The organism is Streptomyces sp. NPDC001868, assembly GCF_040297125.1.
In the GTDB taxonomy this organism is placed as follows: domain Bacteria; phylum Actinomycetota; class Actinomycetes; order Streptomycetales; family Streptomycetaceae; genus Streptomyces.
In genome coordinates, this window is sequence record NZ_JBEOYO010000017.1 from 71,088 (window position 1) to 96,589 (window position 25,502).

At 71.5% G+C, this 25,502-nt stretch carries 16 protein-coding genes and 1 pseudogene; 8 read left to right on the forward strand and 9 right to left on the reverse strand.

What is annotated here, in order from left to right:
- Positions 1–175 precede the first annotated feature (175 nt).
- The 3 genes from ABT147_RS21220 to ABT147_RS21230 all read left to right on the forward strand — a co-directional run bounded on the left by ABT147_RS21220 (position 176) and on the right by ABT147_RS21230 (position 4,295).
- Entirely contained in the window at positions 176–2,284 is a 2,109-nt protein-coding gene (locus ABT147_RS21220; protein ID WP_351408342.1) for a putative cobaltochelatase, read from the forward strand.
- On the forward strand, positions 2,285–2,884 hold the full coding sequence (cobO, locus tag ABT147_RS21225) for a cob(I)yrinic acid a,c-diamide adenosyltransferase (protein ID WP_033529174.1): 600 nt from the start codon (positions 2,285–2,287) through the stop codon (positions 2,882–2,884).
- 61 nt (positions 2,885–2,945) lie between these two features.
- Entirely contained in the window at positions 2,946–4,295 is a 1,350-nt protein-coding gene (locus ABT147_RS21230; protein WP_351408497.1) for a cobyrinic acid a,c-diamide synthase CobB, read from the forward strand.
- A gap of 62 nt (positions 4,296–4,357) precedes the next feature.
- On the opposite strand, the gene ABT147_RS21235 is transcribed toward ABT147_RS21230, so the two are convergent.
- Positions 4,358–5,086 carry a ZIP family metal transporter gene (locus ABT147_RS21235; RefSeq protein WP_351408345.1) on the reverse strand — a complete coding sequence of 243 codons (729 nt, stop codon included), beginning with the start codon at positions 5,084–5,086 and terminating at the stop codon, positions 4,358–4,360.
- A 118-nt stretch (positions 5,087–5,204) separates the two neighbouring features.
- Between ABT147_RS21235 and ABT147_RS21240 the strand changes: the two are divergent.
- The 3 genes and pseudogenes from ABT147_RS21240 to cobC form a co-directional block, all read left to right on the forward strand.
- Positions 5,205–5,654: pseudogene (locus ABT147_RS21240) on the forward strand (cobalamin biosynthesis protein); the annotation flags it as partial.
- Between the two features lie 236 nt (positions 5,655–5,890).
- Positions 5,891–6,853 (forward strand): sirohydrochlorin chelatase, encoded by a 963-nt coding sequence (locus ABT147_RS21245; protein ID WP_351408347.1) that lies wholly within the window; start codon positions 5,891–5,893, stop codon positions 6,851–6,853.
- Complete coding sequence (cobC, locus tag ABT147_RS21250) at positions 6,843–7,940, forward strand: Rv2231c family histidinol phosphate aminotransferase CobC (RefSeq protein WP_351408349.1); 1,098 nt, start codon at positions 6,843–6,845, stop codon at positions 7,938–7,940. Before ABT147_RS21245 ends, cobC begins: the two co-directional genes overlap by 11 nt.
- Here the strand turns inward: cobC and ABT147_RS21255 are convergent.
- The 5 genes from ABT147_RS21255 to ABT147_RS21275 form a co-directional block, all read right to left on the reverse strand.
- Complete coding sequence (locus ABT147_RS21255; protein WP_351408351.1) at positions 7,888–9,846, reverse strand: DUF2264 domain-containing protein; 1,959 nt, start codon at positions 9,844–9,846, stop codon at positions 7,888–7,890. The genes cobC and ABT147_RS21255 overlap by 53 nt on opposite strands.
- Positions 9,847–9,946: 100 nt before the next feature.
- Positions 9,947–11,128, reverse strand: coding sequence for a LacI family DNA-binding transcriptional regulator (locus tag ABT147_RS21260; protein WP_351408353.1), 1,182 nt, complete (start codon positions 11,126–11,128; stop codon positions 9,947–9,949).
- A gap of 56 nt (positions 11,129–11,184) precedes the next feature.
- Positions 11,185–12,834 (reverse strand): type 2 periplasmic-binding domain-containing protein, encoded by a 1,650-nt coding sequence (locus ABT147_RS21265; RefSeq protein WP_351408355.1) that lies wholly within the window; start codon positions 12,832–12,834, stop codon positions 11,185–11,187.
- A 57-nt stretch (positions 12,835–12,891) separates the two neighbouring features.
- Positions 12,892–13,815, reverse strand: a complete 924-nt coding sequence (locus ABT147_RS21270) for a carbohydrate ABC transporter permease (protein ID WP_502983126.1) — start codon at positions 13,813–13,815, stop codon at positions 12,892–12,894.
- On the reverse strand, positions 13,812–14,666 hold the full coding sequence (locus ABT147_RS21275; RefSeq protein WP_351408501.1) for an ABC transporter permease: 855 nt from the start codon (positions 14,664–14,666) through the stop codon (positions 13,812–13,814). Before ABT147_RS21275 ends, ABT147_RS21270 begins: the two co-directional genes overlap by 4 nt.
- A 380-nt stretch (positions 14,667–15,046) precedes the next feature.
- On the opposite strand from ABT147_RS21275, the gene ABT147_RS21280 reads away from it, so the two are divergent.
- The gene (locus ABT147_RS21280; RefSeq protein WP_351408357.1) at positions 15,047–22,108 is read left to right on the forward strand and encodes a golvesin C-terminal-like domain-containing protein; all 7,062 of its coding nucleotides are present in this window, start codon (positions 15,047–15,049) and stop codon (positions 22,106–22,108) included.
- Between the two features lie 10 nt (positions 22,109–22,118).
- Entirely contained in the window at positions 22,119–22,697 is a 579-nt protein-coding gene (locus ABT147_RS21285) for a hypothetical protein (protein WP_351408359.1), read from the forward strand.
- A gap of 3 nt (positions 22,698–22,700) precedes the next feature.
- On the opposite strand, the gene ABT147_RS21290 is transcribed toward ABT147_RS21285, so the two are convergent.
- The 3 genes from ABT147_RS21290 to ABT147_RS21300 form a co-directional block, all read right to left on the reverse strand.
- Positions 22,701–23,792 carry an amidohydrolase family protein gene (locus tag ABT147_RS21290; protein ID WP_351408361.1) on the reverse strand — a complete coding sequence of 364 codons (1,092 nt, stop codon included), beginning with the start codon at positions 23,790–23,792 and terminating at the stop codon, positions 22,701–22,703.
- Between the two features lie 100 nt (positions 23,793–23,892).
- On the reverse strand, positions 23,893–24,672 hold the full coding sequence (locus ABT147_RS21295) for an amino acid ABC transporter ATP-binding protein (RefSeq protein WP_351408363.1): 780 nt from the start codon (positions 24,670–24,672) through the stop codon (positions 23,893–23,895).
- Entirely contained in the window at positions 24,669–25,502 is an 834-nt protein-coding gene (locus ABT147_RS21300; protein ID WP_351408503.1) for an amino acid ABC transporter permease, read from the reverse strand. Before ABT147_RS21300 ends, ABT147_RS21295 begins: the two co-directional genes overlap by 4 nt.

Below are 25,502 nucleotides of genomic sequence, written 5' to 3' on the forward strand. Positions count from 1 at the left end.
CGCCCCTGTCTCCGGCAATCCCCGCAGGCGCGGGGAGCAGACGAGAACGCCGCCCATGCGAGGCGACATGGCCGGGCCATCCCCGCTCGGGCAGGGAGCACGGCACCAGATTGATCGCCCATGAGCCACCAAGCCACCCCCGTCTCACCCATTCACCCGTAGGAGGGACCAACGCGTGAGCTCGCACTTCCCCTTCACCGCCGTCGTCGGGCAGGGCGACCTGCAACTCGCCCTGCTCCTCAACGCCATCTCACCGCGCATCGGCGGTGTGCTCGTGCGCGGCGAGAAAGGCACCGCCAAGAGCACCGCCGTGCGGGCGCTCGCGGCGCTGCTGCCGGAGGTGGAGGTCGTCGTCGGGTGCCGGTTCTCCTGCGATCCCACGAATCCGGACCCCGCGTGCCCGGACGGGCCGCACGAACCGGCGTTCGAGACCCGGCCGTCCCGCATGGTCGAACTGCCCGTCGGCGCCTCCGAGGACCGGCTCGTCGGCGCCCTCGACATCGAGCGGGCGCTCTCCGAGGGCGTGAAGGCGTTCGAGCCGGGCCTGCTCGCGGACGCGCACCGGGGCATCCTCTACGTCGACGAGGTCAACCTCCTCCACGACCACCTGGTCGACCTGCTGCTCGACGCGGCGGCTATGGGCGCCTCGTACGTGGAGCGCGAGGGCGTCTCCGTACGGCATGCCGCGCGGTTCCTGCTCGTCGGGACGATGAACCCCGAAGAGGGCGAGCTGCGGCCGCAGTTGCTCGACCGGTTCGGGCTGACCGTCGAGGTCGCCGCCTCGCGGGAGCCGGACCAGCGGGTGGAGGTCGTCCGGCGGCGGCTCGCCTACGACGACGATCCGGCGGGTTTCGCGGCCCGTTGGGCGGACGAGGAGGCCGACGTACGGCAACGGGTCGTCGCCGCACGCGAGTTGCTGCCGTCGGTGGTGCTGGGCGACGGGGTGCTGCGGCAGATCGCGGCGACCTGCGCGGCCTTCGAGGTGGACGGGATGCGGGCCGACATCGTGATGGCCCGGACGGCGACCGCGCTCGCCGCGTGGGCCGGGCGGACCGAGGTGCTCGCGGACGATGTGCGGCAGGCCGCACTGCTCGCGCTGCCGCACAGGCGACGCCGGAACCCGTTCGACGCGCCCGGCCTCGACGAGGACAAGCTCGACGAGACGCTGGAGGAGTACGCGGAACCGCCGCAGAACTCGCAGGACCCGAACGACTCGACCGACTCGACCGACTCGCAGGACGACGATCCCGACCCCGACCCCGACCCCGATCCCGACGGGCCCGGTGGTGGGCAGCCGCCCGCTCCGGAGTCCGAGGGGCCGCAGAGCGGCGACAGTGGTGCTCAGCCCGAGTCCGGGGAGGGCGTGCCGGCGCAGGCGCCCGCCGCCGGGGAGCAGTCCGCCGTACGGGCCGCCGAACCCTTTCGTACGAAGGTGCTGAGTGTGCCGGGGCTCGGGGAGGGTGCCGCCGGGCGGCGTTCGCGGGCGCGGACCGAGCACGGGCGCACGACCGGGGCGCGCCGGCCGCGCGGCGCGCTGACCAAGCTGCATCTGGCGGCGACCGTGCAGGCCGCCGCGCCGCATCAGCGGACGCGGGGCCGGTCCGGGCCGGGACTGGTCGTACGGCGGGACGATCTGCGACAGGCGACCCGGGAGGGGCGTGAGGGGAACCTCGTGCTGTTCGTGGTCGACGCCTCCGGGTCGATGGCGGCGCGGCAGCGGATGAGTGCCGTGAAGGGCGCGGTGCTGTCGCTGCTGCTCGACGCCTATCAGCGGCGGGACAAGGTGGGGCTGGTGACCTTCCGGGGGTCGGCCGCCGAGGTGGCGCTGCCGCCGACCTCGTCCGTGGACGCGGCGGCGACCCGGCTGGAGTCGCTGCCGACGGGCGGGCGGACGCCGCTCGCGGCCGGGCTGCTCAAGGCGCACGACGTGCTGCGGGTGGAGCGGCTGCGGGACCCCGCGCGCCGGCCGCTGGTCGTCGTGGTGACCGACGGACGGGCGACCGGCGGGCCGGAGCCCGTCGCGCTCGCCGGGCGCGCGGCACGGCTGTTCGCGGCCGAGGGCCACGCGTCCGTGGTCGTGGACTGCGAGTCGGGCCATGTCCGGCTGGGCCTCGCCGGGCGGCTCGCGGGTGAACTGGGCGGTACGGCGGTGACGTTGGACGAGCTGCGGGCGGACTCCATCGCCGGGCTGGTCCGGGATGTGCAGGGAACGCAGGGCGCAAAGGGCGTGCAGGGCGCCAAGGGCGTGCAGGGCACGCAGGGGACTTCGAGGAGGGTGGCGTAGATGCCGCAGGGACAGCCGAGTGTCGTACCCGACGACGGACTGACGACTCGTCAGCGTCGCAACCGTCCGCTGGTGTTCGTGCACACGGGCATCGGCAAGGGCAAGTCGACCGCCGCGTTCGGGCTCGCGCTGCGCGCCTGGAACCAGGGGTGGCCGATCGGGGTGTTCCAGTTCGTCAAGTCGGCGAAGTGGAAGGTCGGCGAGGAGAACGCGCTGCGGGTGCTGGGGGCGTCCGGTGAGGGTGGGTCCGTCGACTGGCACAAGATGGGCGAGGGCTGGTCGTGGGTGCAGCGCGACGGTCAGATGGACAACGAGGACAAGGCCCGGGAGGGCTGGGAGCAGGTCAAGCGGGACCTGGCGGCCGAGACCTACAAGCTCTATGTGCTGGACGAGTTCGCGTACCCCCTGCACTGGGGGTGGATCGACACCGACGAGGTGATCGACGTGCTGCGGAACCGGCCCGGCACCCAGCATGTCGTGATCACCGGGCGGAACGCGCCCGAGAAGCTCGTCGACTTCGCGGACCTCGTGACCGACATGTCGAAGGTCAAGCACCCCATGGACGCGGGCCAGAAGGGCCAGCGGGGCATCGAGTGGTGACATCGTGACTGCTTCCTCCCCTTCCTCTCCTTCCTCTCCTTCCTCCCCTTCCTCCGCTTCGCTGCCGTCCGTGCCCCGGCTGGTGATCGCCGCGCCCGCCTCGCGCAGCGGCAAGACCACCGTGGCGACGGGGCTGATGGCCGCGCTCACCGAGCGGGGCCTCGCCGTGTCCCCGCACAAGGTGGGGCCGGACTACATCGACCCCGGGTACCACGCGCTCGCGAGCGGGCGGGTGGGGCGGAACCTCGACGCATATCTGTGCGGCCCCGAGCTGGTCGCGCCGCTCTTCACACACGGCGCGCGCGGGTGCGACATCGCCGTCGTCGAGGGTGTGATGGGGCTGTACGACGGGGCCTCGGGGCAGGGCGAACTGGCGTCCACCGCGCATGTGGCGAAGCTGCTGCGGGCGCCGGTGGTGCTGGTCGTGGACGCGTCGTCGCAGTCACGGTCGGTGGCGGCGCTGGTGCACGGGTTCGCCTCATGGGACCCCGAGGTGCGGATGGGCGGCGTGATCCTCAACAAGGTCGCCTCGGACCGGCACGAGGAACTGCTGCGGGACGCCCTGGAGTCGACCGGTGTGCCCGTGCTGGGAGTGCTGCGGCGGGCACCCCAGGTGGACACGCCGTCCCGGCATCTGGGACTGGTCCCGGTCGCCGAGCGGCAGGCCGCGGCGGTGGAGGCCGTGGCGGCGATGGCCGCGCAGGTGCGGGCCGGATGCGATCTGGAGGCGCTGGTCGCGCTGGCCCGGACCGCCGGGCCGCTGTCGGGTACGGCGTGGGAGCCGCCCGTCGCCGACGTCACGGGGAGGCGGGAGGTGGTCGCCGTGGCCGGTGGGCCAGCCTTCACCTTCTCCTATGCCGAGCACGCCGAACTGCTGACCGCCGCCGGGGCCGAGGTCGTCGTCTTCGATCCGCTGCGGGACGAGCAACTGCCCGACGGGACACGGGGGTTGGTGATCGGCGGCGGGTTCCCCGAGATGTACGCCGCCGAGCTGTCCGCCAACGAGCCACTGCGGAAGGCGGTCGCCGAGCTGGCGTTCGGCGGGGCTCCGGTGGCCGCCGAGTGCGCCGGGCTGCTCTATCTGTGCCGGGAGCTGGACGGGCGGCCCATGTGCGGGGTGCTCGACGCGACGGCCCGGATGGACGAGCGGCTGACCCTCGGCTACCGGGACGCCGTGGCCGTCACCGACAGCGTGCTCGCGCCGGCCGGGACCCGGATGCGGGCGCACGAGTTCCACCGGACGGTCGTCGAGCCGGGGGCCGGAGCGACTCCCGCCTGGGGGATACGGACTCCGCCCCCGCGCGTCGAGGGGTTTGTGCGGCGAGGGGTGCACGCGAGCTATCTGCACACCCACTGGGCGGCGGAGCCGGGGGTCGCGCGGCGGTTCGTGGAGAGATGCCGGACGTCATGAGCGGGTCCGGAGGGTCCGGAGGGTCCGGAGGGTCCCGCCGCACGCCCGTCGCCGCGTTCTGTTCATTCCGCCACCCCCACCACCAGCCAGATGAAGCCCGCCCCGGCGATCGTGCACAGCAGGGTGGAGCGGGCCGGGTGTTCGTGGTGGGCCTCGGGGAGGATCTCGGCGGCGGCGAGATAGAGCAGCGCGCCGCCGAAGAAGCCGAGGTAGCAGCCGAGGGGGCCCTCGGGGATCGTGAACAGCAGGGTGGAGGCGGCTCCCACCACCGGGGCCGCCGCGTCCGCGAACAGCATCGCGAGCGCGCGGCGGCGGGCGTTGCCGTACACGCTCGTGAGTGTGTACGTGTTGAAGCCGTCCGCGAAGTCATGGGCGATCACCGCGAGCGCGACCGCGATGCCCATGCCCTCGCCGATCTGGAAGGCCGCACCGATCGCGACGCCGTCCATGGCGCTGTGTCCGACCATCGCGGCGGCGGCCGTCAGGCCCACCTGGGGCGTACGGCCGTTGTGCTCCTCCGCCCCGTGCGCCGCCTGACGGGCGGCCAGCAGGCGTTCCACCATGTGGGCCAGGAGGAAACCGGCGACGAACAGCAGCAGGGCGGCGGGGACGCCGAAGACCTCGTCGCCGGCGGCCTCCAGGGCCTCGGGGAGCAGGTCGAGGCCGACCACGCCCAGCATCAGGCCGCCGGCCAGGCCCAGCACCAGGTGACGGCGGTCCGTCACGCGTTGTGCCGTCCAGCCGCCGAGCAGGGTCATCAGGAACGCGCCGAGTGCCACGAAGACCGCCATGCGTACTTGCTACCGGATGAGTGGGGGGTGTTGGCTGCGGCGCCCCGGGTGAGTGCGGAGTGGGGAGGTCGGGTTTCGGGTGCGGGTTCGTCGTGGCTTGTCGCGCAGTTCCCCGCGCCCCTCAAGGGGCGCGGCTGTGGCTGAGCCTGTGTTCAAAGCACTCGTTGTAGGTGTGGGCGCCTCCACGGGTGCGCCGGTGGCGGAGGTGCTCGGCCTGGTCAAGGGCACCCTGCGGGAGGCCGGTCTTCCACCCGATGCGGTCGTCGCGCTCGCCACCGTCGACGCGAAGGCTGGTGAGCCCGGGCTCGTGCGGGCCGCCGAGGGCCTCGGGGTTCCCCTGGTGAGTTACTCGGTGGCGGAGTTGGCCGCCGTGGAGGTGCCGAACCCGTCCGACGCGGTCCTCGGCACCGTGGGCACCCCGTCCGTCGCGGAGGCCGCCGCGCTGGCGGGCGGGGGTGAACTGCTCGTCCCGAAGCGGAAGTCGGAGCCGGTGGACGGGCGGGCGGCGAGGGTGACGTGTGCCATCGCGACGGCGAACCCTGGCTTCGCCGGACCCGGCGCGGGTCGGCATGATGATCATCATGACCATGAGACGGTGACCGCCGCCGCCCCGCCCTGACCACCCCCCACCCCGACCGACACCCTCCCGCTTCCGCCACCCACCACCCGCCACTCGCACTCGCCACCCGCCATCCAGGCCCGGCCCCGGCCCCAGACCCAGACCAGAACCCCGAGCCCGCCACCTGGCCCCGCACCCGCACCCGCACCCGCACCCGCACAATCCTTCGCCTCCGAGGAGACATCGTGACCACCCCGCCCCCCGCCCTGCTCATCGCCGGTCATGCCATCCGGGACGATGCCGGGGCCGAGGCGTTCCTCGGCTTACTGGGTGAGCTGGGGCGCCGCCACCCGGGGTTGCCCGTCGGGGGCGGCTTCGTCGAGCCGGGCTTCGTCGAGCCGTTCCGGCCGTCGCTGGGCGAGGCCGTGGACGGGCTCGTGGAGGGCGGGGTACGGCGGTTCGTCGTGGTCCCGCTGGCCTGGGAGCCCGGGCGCGCCGAGCGGGACGTGGCGGCGGCGCTGGCCCACGCGCGGGAGCGGCACCCGGAGATCTCGTACATCTGCGGTCGGCCGCCCGGCCCTCGTCCGGCGCTGCTCGACCTCCTGGAGCGGCGGACGGAGGAGGCGCTGGGGTCGTCCGCGCCGCGTATGCCGGGCGACCGGGCCGATGTGACCGTGCTGCTCGTCGGGCACGGGTCGACCGATCCCGAGGCCAACGCCGAGGTGCACAGGGCGGCCCGGCTGTTGTGGGAGGGGCGCGGGTACGCGGGGGTGGAGACGGCGTTCGTGTCGCTGGCGGCGCCGGACGTGCCGAGCGGTCTGGACCGGTGTGTGCGGCTGGGCGCGCGGCGGATCGTCGTGCTGCCGTACTTCCCGCTCACGGGTGTTCCGGCGGACCGGGTGCGGCAGCAGACCGAGGGCTGGACTGCCGCTCGTCCGGAGATCGAGGTACGGTCGGCCGATGTCATCGGACCGGAGCCTCAGCTGCTCGATCTGGTCGTGGAGCGGTACCGGGAGGCCCTGGAGGGCGACCGACACATGAACCGCGACTCCCGGGACTCCCACGGCTCCCCCGGCCACGGCGGCACCCCGCCCGGCGCCGGGGACATCACAGGGCTGCCGCGGCAGCCGCGCGTCCGTCCGGACGACGACGGGCACCATGGCCACGATCATCACCACTGGGGACACGCGCACTCCCATGCACACTGAATCCGATTCCGGGAGCAGGCCCGGCCTGCGGCACGCGGGGCACGACCTGCGGCATCACGGCGACGCCGAGGTGCGGGACGACGGGGCGAAACTCATCGACCTCGCCGTGAACGTCCGGGCCGACACACCGCCCGCCTGGCTGCGGGAGCGGATCGCCGGGTCGCTCGCCGGGCTGGCCGCCTACCCCGACGGGCGGGCCGCCCGGGCGGCGGTCGCGGACCGGCACGGGCTGCCGGTGGAGCGGGTGCTGCTGACGGCGGGCGCGGCCGAGGCGTTCGTGCTGCTCGCGCGTGCCCTGAAGGTCCGTCACCCCGTGGTCGTGCACCCGCAGTTCACGGAACCGGAGGCCGCGCTGCGGGACGCCGGGCACACCGTGGACCGGGTGCTGCTGCGGGCGTCGGACGGCTTCCGGCTGGACCCGGCGGCCGTGCCGGAGGACGCGGACCTGGTCGTCATCGGCAACCCGACCAACCCGACGTCGGTGCTGCACCCGGCGGAGTCCATAGCCCGGCTGGCCCGGCCGGGGCGGACGTTGGTGGTCGACGAGGCGTTCATGGACGCGGTGCCGGGTGAGCGTGAGGCGCTGGCCGGCCGGACGGACGTACCCGGCCTCGTCGTCCTGCGCAGTCTCACCAAGACCTGGGGGCTGGCCGGTCTGCGGATCGGGTACGTCCTCGCCGCCCCCGGGACGATCGCCGAGTTGGAGCGCGCCCAGCCCCTGTGGCCGGTGTCGACGCCCGCTCTCGCGGCGGCCGAGGCGTGTGTGTCGGACCGGGCGCTGGCGGAGGCGGCCGACGCGGCCGGGCGGATCGCCGCCGACCGCGCCCATCTGGTCGCCGGGCTCCAGGAGTTCGCCCCCGACGGCCTCGCCGTGGCCGAGCCCGCCGAGGGCCCGTTCGTCCTGGTCCGGCTGCCCCGCGCGACCGCCGTACGACGGCATCTGCGCAACCTCGGCTACGCCGTCCGCCGTGGCGACACCTTCCCGGGGCTGGACGAGGAATGGCTGCGTCTGGCGGTCCGCGACCGGGTCACGGTCAACGGTTTCCTCCAGGCGCTGGACCTGGCGATGACGCTGGCGGACCGCTGAGCCGACCGAATCGGCCCGAGGTCGCCGCCAGGCTCTCCCGGGTGCCGTCCGGGAAGCGGACCTCCACGGTTCCGTCGGCGGCCACCGCCGCGCCCGCGCCCGTGTGCGACGCGTGCGGGTCGGCGCTGAGCATCACGAGTGTGACCAGGAGGGGCGCGCTCCCCTGAAGTCCTCGTTCGAGGACGGGGGTTGCCGAGTGGTGCCCGTACGCGTTCGTGCCGACGGCCCGTACGACGGCTCCCGGTCCGTCGCCCCAGCCGTACAGGCCCACGATCGCGCTGGTCAGACCGTCCGCGCGGCGGGCCAGCGCCCAGCCCGGCCCCGTCGCCTCCACGGGCGGCCCGGAGTCGTCGGCCACGGCCCAGCCTCCTTCCCGTACGGCGACGGCCGTGTCGGGCGCGGTGTCGACGCGGTGCACCCGGATCTCCCACGGGCCGTGCACCACGCTGGTCGTCTCGATGCCGTCGCCGTACCGGGAGGCGGCGCGGCGGCCCTCGGCGCCCAGGGGATGGATGCGGCCTCGTGGGGAGGGTGTGCCGTCGGGGGCGAGCAGGGCGAGGTGGTTGTCGGGGCCCGACCGCGGGGGCGCCGGGGTCTCCGGTGCCGTGGCGCTGGAGTAGGCGAGCCGGGCGTAGTGGGGGCTGTCGTCGGCCGTGGCGGGCGGGGGCGGTAGCCGGTCGCTGCCGTGGTTGACGAGCCGTACGAGTCCGTCGGCGGCGGTGGAGTGCAGCAGCCAGCCGGGGCCGGGCAGGGCGAGCGTGGTGTCGGCCGTGTCGACGGGCGCGGGCTCCTCCGGTGCCGTCCACACGGGGTGGCTCTCGGGCAGGAGGAGGCCGAGGAAGGCTTTGCTCGCCCAGTACGGGGAGGCCGGGCCGGAGTAGCGCTGGGTGACGGGGAGGAAGGGCCGGTACCAGCCCAGGGTGAGCAGGCCCCGCTCGTCGGGCACGCCGCGTTCCGTGAAGTGCCTCAGGGCGCCGGAGGCGAGCCGGCGGGTGCGGCCCGGCGGCAGGGGTGTGGCGTCGGCGAGGGCGCCCGCCCACAGCGGGGCGGTGGTCGCGAAGCGGTAGGTGAGCGAGCGGCCCTGGTGCACCGGGGCCCCGTCGGCGCCGAAGAAGTGCTGGTGGGCGCCGAGGAACTCGCGCAGCCGCCCGCGATGCCGGGCCACCAGCCCCGCGTCCGCCCTCGGGCCGGCGATCCGCGCCCACAGCACCGGATACAGGTGCAGCGCCCAGCCGTTGTAGTAGTCGAACTTCCGTCCGTCGCCGTCCGTGTACCAGCCGTCGCCCCGGTACCAGTCCTCCAGCCGGGCGAGCCCCGCGTCGATCTCGGCGCGGCTGTGCGGGGCGCCGGCCGAGGCGAGGAACTCCTCGGTGATCACCTGGAAGAGCCGCCAGTTGGAGTCGTTGACGTCCGCCCCGACGAACCCGCCCAGCCAGTCGGCCACTTGTCCGCGTACGGCGTCGTCGAGGTGGTCCCACAGCCACGGCCGGGTCTCGTGCAGGGCGATGGCGATCGACGCGGCCTCCACCATGGGCTGCGCCCGGTCCGTGATCGCCGGCCACCGCTCGTCACCGCCGCCCGGATCGGTCCCGGCGGCGAGCCCGGCCGCGTACCGCTCGATCAGGGCGGGGCCGACCCGCCCGCCCGAGCCCGCGATCCGGAAGGCGGCGAGCAGAAAGGACCGCGCGAACCCTTCGAGGCCGTCCGACCATGCGCCGGAGTGGCTCGCCCGACCGGGCAGCCGGTACTGGGCCAGCCCCGGCGACGCGTACGGCACCAGCCCGTCGAGCAGCCGATCGGCCATGGCTTCCCAGTGGGCTCGGGTCCAGCCGGTGAGGGGGGAGAGGAGGTGGTCGGTGGGCGGAAGCGTCGAGTTGTCAGTGGGCGACACGTGCGGCGCGGTCATAGGGAAGTGCATCCTCCGTGACTTGTAGACAGAGAGCAGGGCAGCGCACCCCTTCAGGGGCGCGGGGAACTGCGCGACCAGCCACCCACGACCCGCACTGTCAAGACAGCCCCCTCGGTGGCCCCACACTCCGCCGCACAACGATGTGCGTGCCCAGCAGATGGTGCGTACCTGCGGCGCTGCCGGGATCGCGCAAGGCGATCCGCACAGCCGCCCGGCCGAGCTCCTCCGCGGGAGTACGCACCGTCGTGAGCGGCGGATTGAAGTCCTCGGCCAGCGGAATGTCGTTGTACCCGACCACCGAGATGTCACCGGGAACGCTCAGCCCCGCGTCGGCGATCGCGCGGAGCGCCCCCGCCGCGACCATGTCGTCCCCCGCGAACACGGCCGTGAACTCCCGTGTCTCCTTGAGCAGTTCGGTCATCGCACGCAGCCCGGCCGGGCGCCCGAGGCCGCAGTCAACGACCCTCGCGGCCTCGGGCGGCAGCCCGTGCTCGGCGAGCGCGGCCCGGTACCCGGCGACCCGGGCGTCGAGCGCGGTGTTGCCGGGCAGCCCGCCGAGGAAGACGATCCGGCGGTGCCCGGCCGACAGCAGATACCCGGTGACCGCCCGCGCCCCCGCCTCGTTGTCGAACTCGACGACCAGCGCGGGGATCCCGGGGTCCGGGGCCGGCCGCCCGCACAGCACCAGGCGGGCGCCGGACGCGTCCAGGGCCTGCGCGTACTGGGCCACGCGCGAGCGGTACGCGTCGTCCTCGACGACCCCGCCGACCAGGATCACCAGCCGCGCCCCCTCCTCCCGCATCAGCCGCACGAACTCCATCTCCCGCTGCGGGTCTCCCCCGGTGGCGCCCACCACGCACAGCCAGCCCCGGTCGGCGGCCTCCGCCTCCACGCCCTCGGCGACCTGGGCGTAGAAGGGGCTGGTGACCTGGCGGACGACGACGGCGGCCATCCTGCGGCCGCCGCCGACCAGGGCGCGGGCGTGCGCGTTGGCGACGTAGTCGAGCTCGCGGGCGGCGCGCAGGACGCGGGCCCGGGTGGCGGCGGGCACGGGGTGGTTGCCGCTGAGCGCGCGGGAGGTGGTGGCCGTCGACACCCCGGCCCGCTCGGCGACCTCACGGATCGTCACCCGCCCCTTGGCCACCGGGTCCTTGACGGCCGACTCCCTGGCAGCCGACTCCCCGGTGCCCGATTCCCTGGCTGCCGATCCCCTGTCGGCCGACCCCTTGGCGGCCGATCCCCTGGGCTCCGCCTGCTCGGGCGCCATGTCGTTCCCCATCCCCCGCGTCTCCTGTTCCGCTTCCGCTTTCGCTGCCGCCGCCGGCCCGCCGCCGTTCACGTGTTGGCCGCGTGGTCCTTCGCGAACTCCTCGGCCATTCTGTCGCCGCCCCGCTCCCGCCACTTCTTCACGGTGGCGTCCCATGCGGAGAGCGGAAGGCGTCCGGCGACGATGCCGGTGACCGTGTCCTCGACGAGGGCCTTGAGGGTGGCGCCCTGGGAGTTCTTCGTGGCCGACTGGAGCCCGAAGGAGGCGTTGCGGATGGCGTGCGGCACGACCTTCCGCTGCCAGCTGTGCAGGGCCCGTACGGCGTCCGGCATGCCCGGCACGAACAGCACCTGGGGGCCTTCGGCGAGGTACTTCAGCGGGAGGTTGGTGTTGTTCTCGACCTCGCCGAGCCGGGTGACCTGCGGGGAGCCGTCGGCGGCGCGGGTGAAGTGGGTGCCCTCGACGCCGTAGTGGACGAGTTCCCACTCCTCGCTTCCGAAGGGGGCGGCGAGATAGTCGAGGATGCGCAGCAGCAGCTCGATCCGTTCCTTCTTCGCCTTCTTCAGCACGGTGTAGCCGAAGGAGCGGCGGGCGGCGACGATCCCGCCGGGCTCACCGCCGACGCTGTACGGGAGGGCCGCCGCCGGGGTCAACTTGCCTTTGCTCTCCCGGTACTTGGGGAGGTAGGCGCCGAAGCCGTCCTGCATGGAGCCGACCGTGCCGTTGTAGTAGAGCGTGGTCAGGTCGATCTGGGAGACGGATGTGGCGTCGGGGTGGTACGAGCCGTCCTTCCGCAGCCGCGCCTGGAAGGCGAGGGCGGCCTTGAAGCGCTCGTCGGCCCAGGCCGACTCGAAGGTGCCGTCCTTGCCGACGGCCCACTCCATGGGCGCGTTGTGGGCGGCGGCGTGGACGGCGTTGCCGAAGAGGGAGCCGGCGGCGGCGCCGAGGGCGTAGGTACGGCCGTCGGTGGCCCGCTGGGCGACGGCGGCGAAGTCGTCGGCGGTCCAGCCCTCCTTCATGCCCGCGTCGGTGAACATGCCCTGGTTGAGCCAGAGCGTCGAGCCGGGCAGCGGGCGCTCCAGCGGGATGCCGTAGAGGAGGCCGCCGACGCGGCCCATGTCGCGCCAGGCGTGGGTGGGGATGTTCGCGAGGTTCGGGTAGTCGGCGATCGCGTCGCCGGAGAGGAACGGGGTGAGGTCCTCGGCGCGGCGCCGGACGAACTCGGCCTCGCGGGGCAGGACGAAGCCGGAGAAGACGTTGATGATGTCGGGCAGGGTGTCGGCGTCGCCGGCCATCACCGTGGCCATCTTCTTCTGGTAGTCGGCCTGGGGGACGATCGTGTACTCGATCTTCACCCCGAGCGCCTTCTCCACCGCCGCCCAGAACCGGTTGGCCGAGGCGGGCTTCGGGGGCGTACCGAACGACACGGACATGACCTTGACCGTGGAGCCGTCGCCCGGGGTGCGGGAGACGGACCTGGCGAGGTCGGCGGGGTAGGCGGTGTAGCCGGCCTGGACACCGGCCCCGGTGGGCGCGAGGTCCGGCTTCGGGCCGTTCGCGGGGGTGTAGGCGGGCCAGGGCGCGAGCTTCTTGCCCGCGTTGGAGACATCACTGTCGCCGGAGCCCGTGGAGCAGGCGGTCAGCAGGGCGGGGGCGGCGGCTGCGGCACCACCGGCGGCCATGGAGCGGAGCAACGTACGGCGGGACATGCGGGGCATGAGCGGAAGACCTTTCCGTGCACGGCTCTTGACGGTCTGTCAGCTGCCAGGGGGCTGTCAGCTCTTGATGGCGCCGGTGAGCACGCCCTTCGTGAAGTACTTCTGCAGGAACGGGTAGACGAGCAGGATCGGTACGGTGGCGATCACCAGCACCGCCATCTGCACGGTCTGCGGCGCGGTGACGGTGCCCTCGCCGGTGGTCGCGTCGGTGAGGCCGGAGCCGGCCACCACATAGGTGCGCAGGACCTGCTGGAGGGGCCAGTGGTCGCTCTCCAGATACAGCGAGGCGTAGAACCAGGAGTTCCAGTACGCCACCGCGTAGAACAGTCCGACGACGGCGAGCGCGGCCTTGGACAGCGGCAGGACGACCGAGAACAGCACCCGCCAGTCCCCCGCCCCGTCGAGCCGGGCGGCCTCGTACAGCTCCTCGGGGATGCCCTGGAAGAAGCCGCGCAGGACGACGAGATTGAAGACGTTCACGAGGACGGGCAGGACGAGCGAGGCGTAACTGTCCAGCAGGCCCAGCTCCTTGACCAGCAGGAAGCTCGGGATCATGCCGGGCGGGAAGAGGAAGGTGAACAGGATGAGCAGGAGCGCCGGCCGGCCGCCGAAGACGCCGGGGCGGGAGAGCGCGTAGGCGAGGGTGACCGTGCAGGCGAGGCTGAGCAGGGTGCCGACGAGCGTGACGCCGGCGCTGACGCCCAGGGCGTGGGTGACGATGCCGCCGTCGAGGATGTCGCGGTAGGCGTCGAGGCTCGGCTCGGTCGGCCACAGCACCCAGCCGCCGTTGGCCACGACCTCGTCCGTGGAGGCCAGGGACGTGGACACGATCACCAGGAACGGTACGCACACCAGCAGCACGACGGCCACGAGGGCGACGGCCTTGGCCGCCTGGGTGACGGGCTTCGGCTTCTCCAGCCAGCCGGGGCGGGCGGCGGTGCGGGAGCCCGCACGGCCGGCGGTTCGGGCTCGGGCGCTCACTTGTAGACCCCCTGTTCGCCGAGGCGGTGGGCGACCTTGTTAGCGGCGTAGACGAGCAGCGCGCCGATGACGCCCTTGAACAGGCCCGCGGCGGCGGCGAATCCGTAGTCACCGCCGACGATGCCCTGGTAGTAGACGAAGGTGTCGATGATCTCGGCGGCCTCGGGGCCGACCGCGTCGCGCTGGAGCAGCATCTGTTCGAAGCCGACGGAGAGGATGTCGCCGAGCCGCATGATGAGCAGCAGCACGATCACCGGGCGGATGGCGGGCAGCGTGACGTGCCAGAAGCGGCGCCAGGGGCCCGCCCCGTCGATCGCGGCGGCCTCGTACTGCTGCTCGTCCACCTGGGCCAGCGCCGCGAGGAAGATGATCGTGCCCCAGCCGGCGTCCTTCCAGATGACCTGGGCGACGGTGAGCGGCCGGAACGCGTCGGGGTTGCCGATGATGTCGACGGTGCTCAGCCCCATGCCGTCCAGCGAGGAGTTGAGCAGTCCGGTGTCGCCGAGCAGTTGCTGGAACAGGGCGACGACGATCACCCAGGAGATGAAGTGCGGCAGATAGGCCACCGACTGCACGAAGCGGCGGACGCTGCTGAAGGTGAGACTGTGCAGGAGCAGGGCGAGCGCGAGCGGCACGGGGAAGTAGAAGACGAGCTGGAGGACGGCGATCCAGAGGGTGTTGAGGACGGCCGCCCAGAACGCCCCGTCCTCGAACATCCGTTGGAAGTTGCCGGTGCCGACCCAGGGGCTGCCCCAGATGCCGTCGAACGGCACGTACTCCTTGAAGGCGATGAGGTTGCCGGCCAGGGCGCCGTAGTGGAACAGCAGGAAGTAGGCGAGGCCGGGGAGCATGAGCAGCAGCAGGGCCCGGCTCTGAAAACCTTTTCGTCGGACAGCGGCCAAGGTTCCCCTTCTTCTCGATGAGTCGAGGCGAAGAGGAAGTTAAAACGTTTTCATCGACCGGTCAACAGCCCTGACAGACAACGGGTGTTGGGCGCCGCAGCAAGTTCCGGCCAGTTCCCGACGTGGCGCATCGACACCCCCGGCGGACACTTTCCTGCGGCTTCACACCACCTCGCGTATCCCTCCAGGCTTTCCACGCATCGTTCGCAGTCCGGAACTTACTCCTCCTTTTGGCATGTCATTGACACGGCTTTGGGGGTTCTTGGTACACAGATGGGCCCGGCGATTCCTGTGCGACCCCTGTGCTCACGGGGAACAAGGAGCCCTTCATGGCAGCCTTAGACCACGCCCGTATCCGCCTCCGCCGCATCCGCCTCAGCCGTCTCCGTCTGCGTGCCGCCCTGGTCGGCGCCGTGGCGACAGCCCTGATCATGAGCACCGCGCCCGCCGCCCCCGCCCGCACCGGCGAGGCGAGACCCGCGGCGGCGGTGGAACCCGACACCAGCGATCCCCGCGAGGGCTGGAGACCCGCCGGCGAACTCGCCGAGGACAAGGACGACCCCGGCCTCCTGGACCGTCTCTTCGGCGACGACGAGGACGGCGACGAGAGCGACCGGGGCGACGGCCCCGAACCGCCCCGCATCGAGCTCGACCGTTCCCGGGGCAGCTCGTCGCTCACCCACCGGGGCGTCTCGGGCGACGCCGACGGCGTCCGGATCGAGGCTCCCCGCACCACGCACGCCACCGGCGCCGACCTCTCCTGGAGCGCGTTCCGGGGCAAGGGCCTGCGGGAGTACGAGGTCCACCGCTCCACGGAGAAGGGCTTCACCCCCACCGACGAGACCCTTCTCGCCCCCGTCGACCGCGGCACCCGGACCTTCGCCGACCGCACCGCGCCCCCGGCGCCCGGCGCCGGCAAGGCCGAGGACAAGGCCAAGGCCAAGGCCAAGGGCCGCACGTACCACTACCGGATCGTCGTCCGCACCCAGCAGGGCACACTGCTGGCGGGACCGGCGCGCACGGTCGAACTGCCCGCCGTCGGCAAGGTGGTCAAGGGCACCAAGCTGCTCGCCGCCCCCGAGGGCGAGACCTACTTCCTGCCGTACACGCCGGCGCGGATGATCCCCGGCGAGAAGGCCACCGTCGAGGCGACGCTCACCAACACCACCGCCACGGTGTGGAAGAAGGGCGAGCGCGTCCTGTCGTACCGGTGGACGCTGGACGGCAAGGACGTCACCCACCTCCTCAACAAGGACGCCACCCCGCTGCCGAAGGACGTGGCGCCCGGTGAAACGGTCACCTTCGACGCCGAGTTGAAGGCACCGGTCCTGGTCGACCCGCTCGACAAGCGGCTGACCTTCGGCCTGGAGTGGGACCTGCGGGAGAAGGCCACCGGCGACTGGCTGTCCGAGACCGACGGCGTGCCGCCGTCGAAGCACGAGGTCACCGCCGAGTACCCGACCTCCGACCAGCTCGGTCTTGAGGGCTTCCACTCGTACGCCGGGAAGAACACCGGTGCGGGTTCGGCGCTGATGAGCAATCTTCACGCCGGCAACGCTGTGTGGTCGTACAACTCCTTCTCGAATCCGTCGCTCGGCTTCTCGACGTTCCTGCGGCTGGCCTACAACTCGCAGGACGCGTCCAGCACTCCGGCCGGATATGGCTGGTCGCTACAGGCATCCTCGCCCGTCCGGGTCGGCACACCGCTGGACTTCCACCCGTCCGCGCTGCTGCCCAAGCAGATCACGCTGACCGACGGCGACGGCACCAGCCATGTCTTCAGCAAGAACAAGAAGGGCGCGTGGGACTCCCCCGCCGGGGTCCACTTCCGCGTCAAGCAGCTGGAGAAGGACTGTCTGCTCCATCCCCACCAGCGGGAGGCCTGGGAGTTCCTGCGCCCGGACCGCACCCGGTTCCTCTTCGACTGCCAGGGCTATCCGAGCGCCCAGGTGGACAAGAACGGCAACCGGATGGAGTTCACGTACGAGGAGCGGCTCCTCGGCCACCCGTCCAAGCTGCTGAAGTACGTCACCGACGCCGAGGGCCGGCGCACGCTCACGGTCGACTACTGGGAGAAGGGCGAGGCGTACACGTACGTCGACAAGGACGGCGAGGTCCGGGAGGGCAAGCACCTCCTCAACCCGTTCATCGTCGACAAGGTCCGCTCGGTCACCGATGTCTCGGGGCGGCGGATCGACCTCACGTTCACCGAGAAGGGGTTCCTGGCCCGGCTGACGGACGGGGCGAACGCCGCCGAGAAGCTCCGCAAGGTCTTCAGGTTCGACTACGGCAAGGAGTTCGACCACCCCGGCCTGAAGCTGGTCGAGGTGACCGACCCGCTCGGGCACGCCACGAAGGTGGACTACGTCGGCCCGCACGACGACAAGGACCAGCTGCATTACCTGGGGTACACCAAGGAGATCACCGACCGGCTGGGCGGCCTGACCGAGTACCGCTACGCGGACCCCGACGGTCATGACGGCAAGGGGACCCGGACGGTCGTCACCGACGCCGAGGGCAATCCGACCACCCAGCTGATGGACGGCTACGGCCGCCCGGTGAAGCTCACCGACGCCAAGAAGCGGACCACGAAGCTGGGCTGGGACGCGGAGAACAACGTCACGCGCCTTGAGGAGAACAACGGCGCCGCCCGCACCTGGAAGTACGACCCGAAGACGGGCTACCCGCTGGAGTCGAGGGACGCCGAGAGCGTCGAGCACGACCGTCCCGCCGCCACCCTCTCCTACGCGACCGGCGAGAACGGCTACATCGCCGACCTGGTGCGCCGTGTCTCCCCGGAGGGCCGCGCCTGGCAGTTCGGCTACGACGCGCGCGGCAACATGACCTCGGTCACCGACCCGAAGGGCGTGGAGAGCGAGCCGGCCGCCGACTACACCTCCACGAACGCCTATGACGCGCGGGGCCGGCTGACCGCCGCCACCGACGCCAACGAGCACACCACGAAGTTCGAGGACTACGACCCGTCCGGCTATCCCCGGGTGATCGAGGACGCCCTCGGCAACCGCACGGTGACGACGTACGACGTGCGCGGCAATGTCACCGAGGTCCAGGAGGCCGACGGGGCGACGACCACGCAGACGTACGACGTGTTCGCGCGTCCGCTGGAGAACCGCAGGCCGAAGGACCAGAAGGCGGGCGAGTTCATCGTCACGCCCGCGCCGGAGTACGACCGCAACGACAACACGCTGGTCTTCACCGCCCCCAACGGGGTGGCGAGCACCAGCGAGTTCGACGCGGCGGACCAACTGCTGAAGTCCACACAGCCGGGCGACGAGGAAGGCTCGCCCGCGCGGGTCTCGACCTTCACCTACGACAAGGTCGGCAACCAGCTCACCTCGACGGAGCCGAAGGGCAATCTGACCGAGAAGCCCGGGGACTTCACCTCGACGACCAGGTACGACGAGGTCTACCAGCCGATCGAGGCGGTCAACGCGGCCGGCAAGCGCGCCTCGGCCGTCTACAACGACGTCGGTGACCTGGTGAAGGTCGTCGACGCCCGCAAGAACGACACCGAGGACCCCGACGACTACACCAGCAGGTTCCGCTACGACCTCGACCACCGGCTCCTGGAGACCACCGACGCGGCCGGGAAGTCGACGACCAGCACCTACGACTGGGACGGCCTGACCGTCGCCACCGCGGACGCCGACGGCAACCGCACCGAACTGGTCCTGGACGCCCGCGCCGCCCTGGTCGAGGCCCGCGTCCCGCACGACGGGGACGGTGACGACGCGGTCGTCCGCACGACCCGCTTCGAGTACGACGAGGTCGGCAACCAGACCCGGGTCGTCACCCCGCGCGGGGTCGAGACCGGCGACGACACACGGGACTTCACCGCCGAGACCGTCTACGACGAGCTGAACCGCGTCAAGGAGACCCTGACCCCCTTCGATCCGGACGACGACCGCTACAACACACCGGACCGGACGACGTACGAGTACGACGCGCTGAGCCGGGTGAAGAAGGTCAGTGCCCCGCCGTCCGAGGGCCAGAGCGTCCGCAACGAGACGGAGTACACCTACTTCGACACCGGCTGGATCAAGACGTCCACGGACGCGTTCGACATCAAGAACGCCTACCAGTACAACGACCTGGGCCAGCAGATCCAGAACACCCTGAGCAGCGCGGGCGGTTCGGTCTCCCGCACCCTCGACTCCGCCTTCTACCCGAGCGGCGCCCTCAAGTCCCGCTCGGACGACGGCGTCCCGGTCGGTCTGCAGGTCGCGCTCGTCGACAACTCCGACATCAACAACACGGCGACGCAAGGCACGTGGACGGAGGTCGCCGCCGAGGGTTCGTACGGCTACAACGCGCAGACGCACGCGGCCGGTTCGGGTGAGGACCGCTTCGTCTGGCAGCTGACGATCCCGCAGTCCGGGGACTACACGGTCTACGTCCAGTACCCGAAGGTCGACGGGGCGGCGAAGGACGCGGCCTACGAGATCAAGCACAAGGACGGCACCGCGACCAAGACCCTCGACCAGACCGAACTCCCCGGTGAATGGCGCTCCTTGGGCAAGTTCGCGTTCACCGAGGACACCGGCCAGGCCATCACCCTCACCGACAAGGCGACCGGCACGGTGGTCGCGGACGCGGTCCGGCTGGTCCGTGACTACGAGGGCGACACCGACAACGAGAAGAAGGACTTCTCCTACCGGTACGACGCCAACGGCAACCAGACCGAGATCACCGACAACAGCCCCGGCGTCGAGACCGACCGCTACACCCTCGCCTACGACGAGCTCAACCAGCTCACCGAGGTCGTCGAGCACGACGGTGACACCGTCCGCGACACGACCGCGCTGACGTACGACGCCAACGGCAACACGCTCACCACCACCCACGACCTGACCTGGAGCAAGCTGGAGTACGACGCGCTGGACCGGGTCGAGCGGATCACCAACGCGGCGTCACCGACGGCGGGCGACCAGCAGGTCACGTCGCTCGCGTACACGGCCCGGGGCGAGCTGGCGAAGCAGACCAAGCCCAACGGCAACGTCCTGACCGTCGACTACTACCTCGACGGCGCGACGAAGAAGACCACCGAGAAGCAGTCCGACGACACCCTCGTCGCCGAACACGCCCTGAAGTACAACGCCAACGGCCACAAGGCCGAGGACGTCCTGAAGCTGATGGACGCCGACGACCACGGCAAGACGATCGACAACACGTACGCGTACACGTACGACCCGCAGGACCGCATCGCCAAGGTCGCGAAGTCCGGCGACGACGAGAAGACGGAGGAGTACCGGCACGACGCGGCCGGCAACGTCGTCTGGCAGACGGTCGACGACACGACCACGACCCACCGCTACGACCGCAACCGCCTCCTGACCTCCACGGCGGACGGCGCCTCGTCGACGTACAACTACGACCCGCTGGGCCGCCTCGACACCGTCTCCTTCGGCGGCGACACGATCCAGAAGTACCGCTACGACGGCTTCGACCGACCGGAGTCGATCACGGCCGGCAGTGGTGACGCGGCGAAGACGACCCGTCTGACGTACGACGCCTTCGACCGCACGGTCAAGGAGACGGTGGGCAGCGGCGACGACGCGAAGACCACCCTCTTCACCTATCTGGGCATCACCTCGAACTCCCTCAAGGAGGAGGTGACGGACGAGGGTGTCACGTCCTTCCAGTACGCGTCCTGGGGCCAGAAGCTGACCCAGATCAAGGACGAGGAGGACAAGGACCCGGAGACCACGCAGTACCTCTACCACCCGCACGGCGACGTCGAGGCCCTCACCGACAAGGACGGCGACACCAAGACGACGTACGGCTACACGGCGTACGGCAAGAACGACACGGCCCAGTTCACGGGCGCCGACAAGCCGGGCGCGGGCAGCGAGGAGCCGTACAACTCGTACCGCTTCAACTCGAAGCGCTACGACACGGCGTCCGGCACGTACGACATGGGCTTCCGCAGCTACGACCCGGGCCTGAACCGCTTCCTGACCCGCGACATGTACGGCGGCGCGCTGGCGGACATGGGCCTGACGATGGACCCGTACACCGGCAACCGCTACGCGTTCGCCGGCGGCAACCCGATCTCCTTCATCGAGATCGACGGCCACCTCTTCGGTCTCTCCTGGTCCGACATCGGCCACGCGGCCCTGGACGTGGTCGGCCTGATCCCGGTCGTCGGCGAGGCCGCCGACCTCGCCAACTGCGGCTGGTACGCGGCCGAGGGCGAGTACGTGGACGCGGCCCTGTCCTGCGCCTCGGCGATCCCGTTCGCGGGGTACGGGGCGACTGCGGCGAAGGCGGCGAAGTACGGCGACAAGGCGCTGGACGCGATCGACACGGCGGGCGACACGGCCCGCGCGGCGGACAACGCGGCGGACGCGGGGCGGGCGGCGGACGCGGGGACACCCCCGGCCGGCGGCACCCCGGACGCCCCGGCGACCCCGAAGGACCCGGCCCCGGCCGACCCGGCACCGGCCCCGGCGAACCAGGCGCCCGCCCCGGCTCCGCCGGTCAAGCAGCCCCCGGAGGCGCCGCCGGCCAGCGGTGCGTGCAACAGCTTCGTGCCCGGCACGAAGGTCCTGATGGCCGACGGTTCCACGAAGGCGATCGAGGACGTCGAACTCGGCGACAAGGTCGCGGCGGCGGACGTGGAGACGGACGACGCTCAGACCCGAACCGTAAGCCGCACGATCACGGGCGAGGGCACCAAGCACCTGGTCACCCTCACGATCGACACTGACGGCCGGGCCGGCGACGCCACCTCCACGATCACGGCCACCGACGGTCACCCGTTCTGGCTTCCGGACGTGGGCCGCTGGGTGGATGCCGGGGACCTGGAGCGCGGCCAGTGGCTGAGCACGGGCAGCGGCAGTTGGGTCCAGGTCACGGCGATCAGGACCCGGTCGGCGAAGGCAACCGTCCACAACCTGACTGTCGCGGGTCTGCACACGTACTACGTCCTGGCCGGGGACGCACGTGTGCTGGTGCACAATGACAACGGCTGCGTCACCGCCTACCGACAGGCACGGGACCTGGCAGGCACACGAGCCAACCCGGACACCTCGTCGGTGGCCGTGGCGCACGTCCGCAGCACCACGGATCCGTCGGTCACGGACACCTGGGTGGCCACAGAACTGCCGGGGCTGCCTTCCGAATGGAGGGGCGCGGGCTCGCCCAACATCAACGCCCGTTACGTCATGGGCCAGGGACACGCGGAAGACACGATCATGGGTGCTCTGGGAAGTGGCTGGGAGCTGGTGAGCATGGCCTCGTCGACCCGGATGTGTGGAGCGTGTCTGGCACAGGGCCTGGCCCAAGGACTGCAGACGACGAGGATCGGCTACGGAGGGGGAGTCTCCCGAACAGGCAATACTCCGTACCGAGTTCTGACCAGACGTTAGCGAGCTGTGAGTGCGATTGTTCGGTGAATTCGCGGAGGGTCCCAGGGTTGCTGTCTCCGGGGCCCTCCGCCTCGCTCGTGTCCTGCCGATCCTCCGGGTCATCCGGTCCCCCTCCGTCAGGGAACTGGAGAGCGTCGTCAACAGCTCCGGGAGGAACGGCTCCCTCGCGCCCGATGTCCTGGTGTCCCTGAGGCAGCGACGCGCCGAACTGGTCGGCAGCACCGATGTGCTCCTGCCCGATTACTACGAGGCGACGGCAGTGGCCATGGGGTTGTGGATCGCCGACCCCGGGGGGCTCGCCGCTGCCGCGGCTTTCTCGAAGACCAACGCAGTCGCCGCGAACCTGTGGGAGTGCTGTGACGACATCGTCCACAGGGCACACGCTTTCGCGTCCCCTCCGCTGAGCGGTCTCAGGACGACACTGCGCGGGGTGGAGAACATGTGGTTCGAGCGTGACCTCGAACTGCTCTCCTCTCCGGTCGACCCCCAAGAGGTCCTCACAGCGCGACTCCGGGACATCGCCGGCAAGATGGCCGGGAGGAGGGACATCGCGGAGACGATCGCCAGGTGCGCGGGCTGGACGCGGTGACGATCACCCCACGACCCGCCCGTTCAGCACCACCCGCAGCGGGGCCCCCAGCACGCGTACGTCCGTGCGGGGGTCCCGTTCGTACACCACCAGGTCGGCGGGGGCGCCCTCGGTCAGGGCGGGGCGGCCCAGCCAGTCGCGGGCGGACCAGGTGGTCGCCGCGAGGGCCTCGACCGGTGGGATTCCGGCGGTGACGAGTTCGGCGACCTCGGCGGCGACCAGGCCGTGGGCGAGGGAGCCGCCGGCGTCGGTGCCGACGTACACCGGGATGCCGGCGTCGTAGGCGTTTCGGACGGTGTCGTAGCGGCGTTCGTGGAGGCGACGCATGTGTGCGGACCAGCGGGGGAACTTGGCCTCGCCGCCGGCGGCCATGGTCGGGAAGGTGGCGATGTTGACGAGGGTGGGGACGATGGCGACGCCCCGTGAGGCGAACAGCGGGATCAGGTCGTCCGTGAGGCCCGTGGCGTGTTCGACGCAGTCGATGCCCGCCTCGACGAGGTCGCGGAGGGAGGACTCGGCGAAGCAGTGGGCCGTCACGCGGGCGCCCAGGAGGTGGGCCTCCGTGATCGCCGCCTCCACCGCCTCACGCGGCCAGCACGGCGACAGGTCGCCGACGCCGCGGTCGATCCAGTCCCCCACCAGCTTGACCCAGCCGTCGCCGCGCCGGGCCTCCTGGGCGACGTACGCGACGAGTTCCTCCGGCTCGATCTCATGAGCGAAGTCGCGGATGTAGCGGCGGGTCCGGGCGATGTGGCGGCCGGCGCGGATGATGTTCGGGAGGTCGTCGCGGTCGTCGATCCAGCGGGTGTCGGAGGGGGAACCGGCGTCGCGGATCAGCAGGGTGCCGGCCTCGCGGTCGGTGAGGGCCTGCTTCTCCGCGACGTCCTCCGGGACCGGCCCGTGGGGGCCCAGGCCGACGTGGCAGTGTGCGTCGACCAGGCCGGGCAGGGCCCAGCCGTCGACGGTGCGGACGTCGCCCGCGGCGAGGGGACGGTCGTAGGAGATCCGGCCGTCGATGACCCAGAGTTCGTCGCGGACGTCCTCCGGGCCGATGAGGATGCGTCCCTTTACGTGCAGCACCGCGTGGTCGCTCATGCACCGCACGATATGCGCTTCGCTCGCCGGGTTGTTCCTCGACCGCGGCCCGGTGGGGGCTTGTCGCGCGGTTCCCCACGCCCCTGACGGGGCGCGGGCCTTACGGGACGCTGTCGTGGTCCTCCTCCACGTTCGCCATCGCCGGGTCCAGCAGCCGTGAAAGGAAGTGGCGCGTGCGTTCGTGGGTCGGGTCGCCGATGACCTGGGCCGGGGTGCCGTCCTCCACGACCACTCCGCCGTCCATGAAGACCACTCGGTCGGCGACCTCCTTCGCGAACGTCATCTCGTGCGTGACGACCATCATCGTCATGCCTTCCTGGGCCAGCATCCGCATCACCGCCAGCACATCCCCCACCAGCTCCGGGTCCAGTGCCGACGTCGGCTCGTCGAAGAGCATCACCTCGGGGCCCATCGACAGCGCGCGGGCGATCGCCACGCGCTGCTGCTGGCCGCCGGAGAGGGAGGCGGGGTAGGCGGTCGCCTTCTCGGACAGGCCGACGCGTTCGAGGTTCTCGGCGGCCACCTTCGCCGCCTTCGCCTTGTCCCGCTTGAGGACCCGGCGCTGCGGCAGTGTGAGGTTCTCGGTCACCGTGAGGTGCGGGAAGAGGTTGAACTGCTGGAAGACCATGCCGATCCGGCGGCGTACGGCGTCGATGTCGACATCGGGGTCGGTGAGTTCGGTGCCGCCGACGAAGACCTGCCCCCTGGTGGGCTCCTCCAGGAGGTTCACACACCTCAGCAGGGTCGACTTGCCCGACCCCGAGGGGCCGATCACACACACGACCTCGCCCCGGCCGATCTCCAGGTCGATGCCCTTGAGGACCTCGTTGGCGCCGAACGACTTGTGCAGGCCGCGTACTTCGATTTCGGGCCGGGTCATTTCACGGCCTCCTGGGCCTTCGCCTCCATACGGCGTACGACGAAGCCGAGCGGGATGGTCACCAGGAGGTAGCAGAGTCCGGCGACCAGGATCGGCGTGGAGTTGGCGGTGGTGCTGGCCAGATCGCGGCCGTACTTGGACAGTTCGCGCTCCTCCAGCGTGACGCCGAGGAACAGGACGAGGGAGGAGTCCTTGAAGAGCAGGACCAGTTCGTTGGTGAGCGGCGGGAGGATGATCCGGAACGCCTGCGGGATGATGATCGAGACCATCGCGCGCGCCGGTGAGAAGCCCAGCGAACGGGCCGCCTCCAGCTGGCCCTTGGGGACCGCCTGGATGCCCGCGCGGATGGTCTCCGCCATGTACGCGGCGGCCACCAGGCCCAGCGCGAGGGCGACCTTGCCGTACGTACCGCCGGGGATCTCCGTGCCGGGGAAGGCCAGCGGCACGGCCACCCCGATGAAGATGAAGATCAGCAGGGCGGGCAGGCCCCGGAAGATCTCGATGTAGACCCCGGCGAACCAGCGGTACGGGCCCACCGACGACAGCCGCATCAGCGCGATGACCATGCCGAGGACGAGTCCGAAGACGAAGCCGGACAGCGTGTACAGCACGGTGTTCTTGAGGGCCAGCGTGATGACGTCGGGGAACATCTGCTCGGCGATGTCCCACTGGGCGAACTGGTTCTTCAGCCGCGCCCAGTCGGCGGACGCCGCGAAGGCGACGACGGCCCCGACGAACACCACGTACTGCGCGCCCCGGGACAGGGCTCGCTTCCGGCTCCGGCTGAGGCCCTTGCGCTTGGGCTGGAGCGGTGTGTCCGGGTCGGTCAC

Bases quoted from the DNA above. Each gene is read 5' to 3' on its own strand.
- cobO (WP_033529174.1), top strand. From the start codon at position 2,285: ATGCCGCAGGGACAGCCGAGTGTCGTACCCGACGACGGACTGACGACT.
- ABT147_RS21260 (WP_351408353.1), bottom strand. From the start codon at position 11,128: ATGGGGAACGACATGGCGCCCGAGCAGGCGGAGCCCAGGGGATCGGCC.
- ABT147_RS21275 (WP_351408501.1), bottom strand. From the start codon at position 14,666: ATGCTCCCCGGCCTCGCCTACTTCCTGCTGTTCCACTACGGCGCCCTG.
- ABT147_RS21255 (WP_351408351.1), bottom strand. From the start codon at position 9,846: ATGACCGCGCCGCACGTGTCGCCCACTGACAACTCGACGCTTCCGCCC.
- ABT147_RS21235 (WP_351408345.1), bottom strand. From the start codon at position 5,086: ATGGCGGTCTTCGTGGCACTCGGCGCGTTCCTGATGACCCTGCTCGGC.
- ABT147_RS21265 (WP_351408355.1), bottom strand. From the start codon at position 12,834: ATGCCCCGCATGTCCCGCCGTACGTTGCTCCGCTCCATGGCCGCCGGT.
- ABT147_RS21280 (WP_351408357.1), top strand. From the start codon at position 15,047: ATGGCAGCCTTAGACCACGCCCGTATCCGCCTCCGCCGCATCCGCCTC.
- ABT147_RS21290 (WP_351408361.1), bottom strand. From the start codon at position 23,792: ATGAGCGACCACGCGGTGCTGCACGTAAAGGGACGCATCCTCATCGGC.
- ABT147_RS21295 (WP_351408363.1), bottom strand. From the start codon at position 24,672: ATGACCCGGCCCGAAATCGAAGTACGCGGCCTGCACAAGTCGTTCGGC.
- cobC (WP_351408349.1), top strand. From the start codon at position 6,843: ATGCACACTGAATCCGATTCCGGGAGCAGGCCCGGCCTGCGGCACGCG.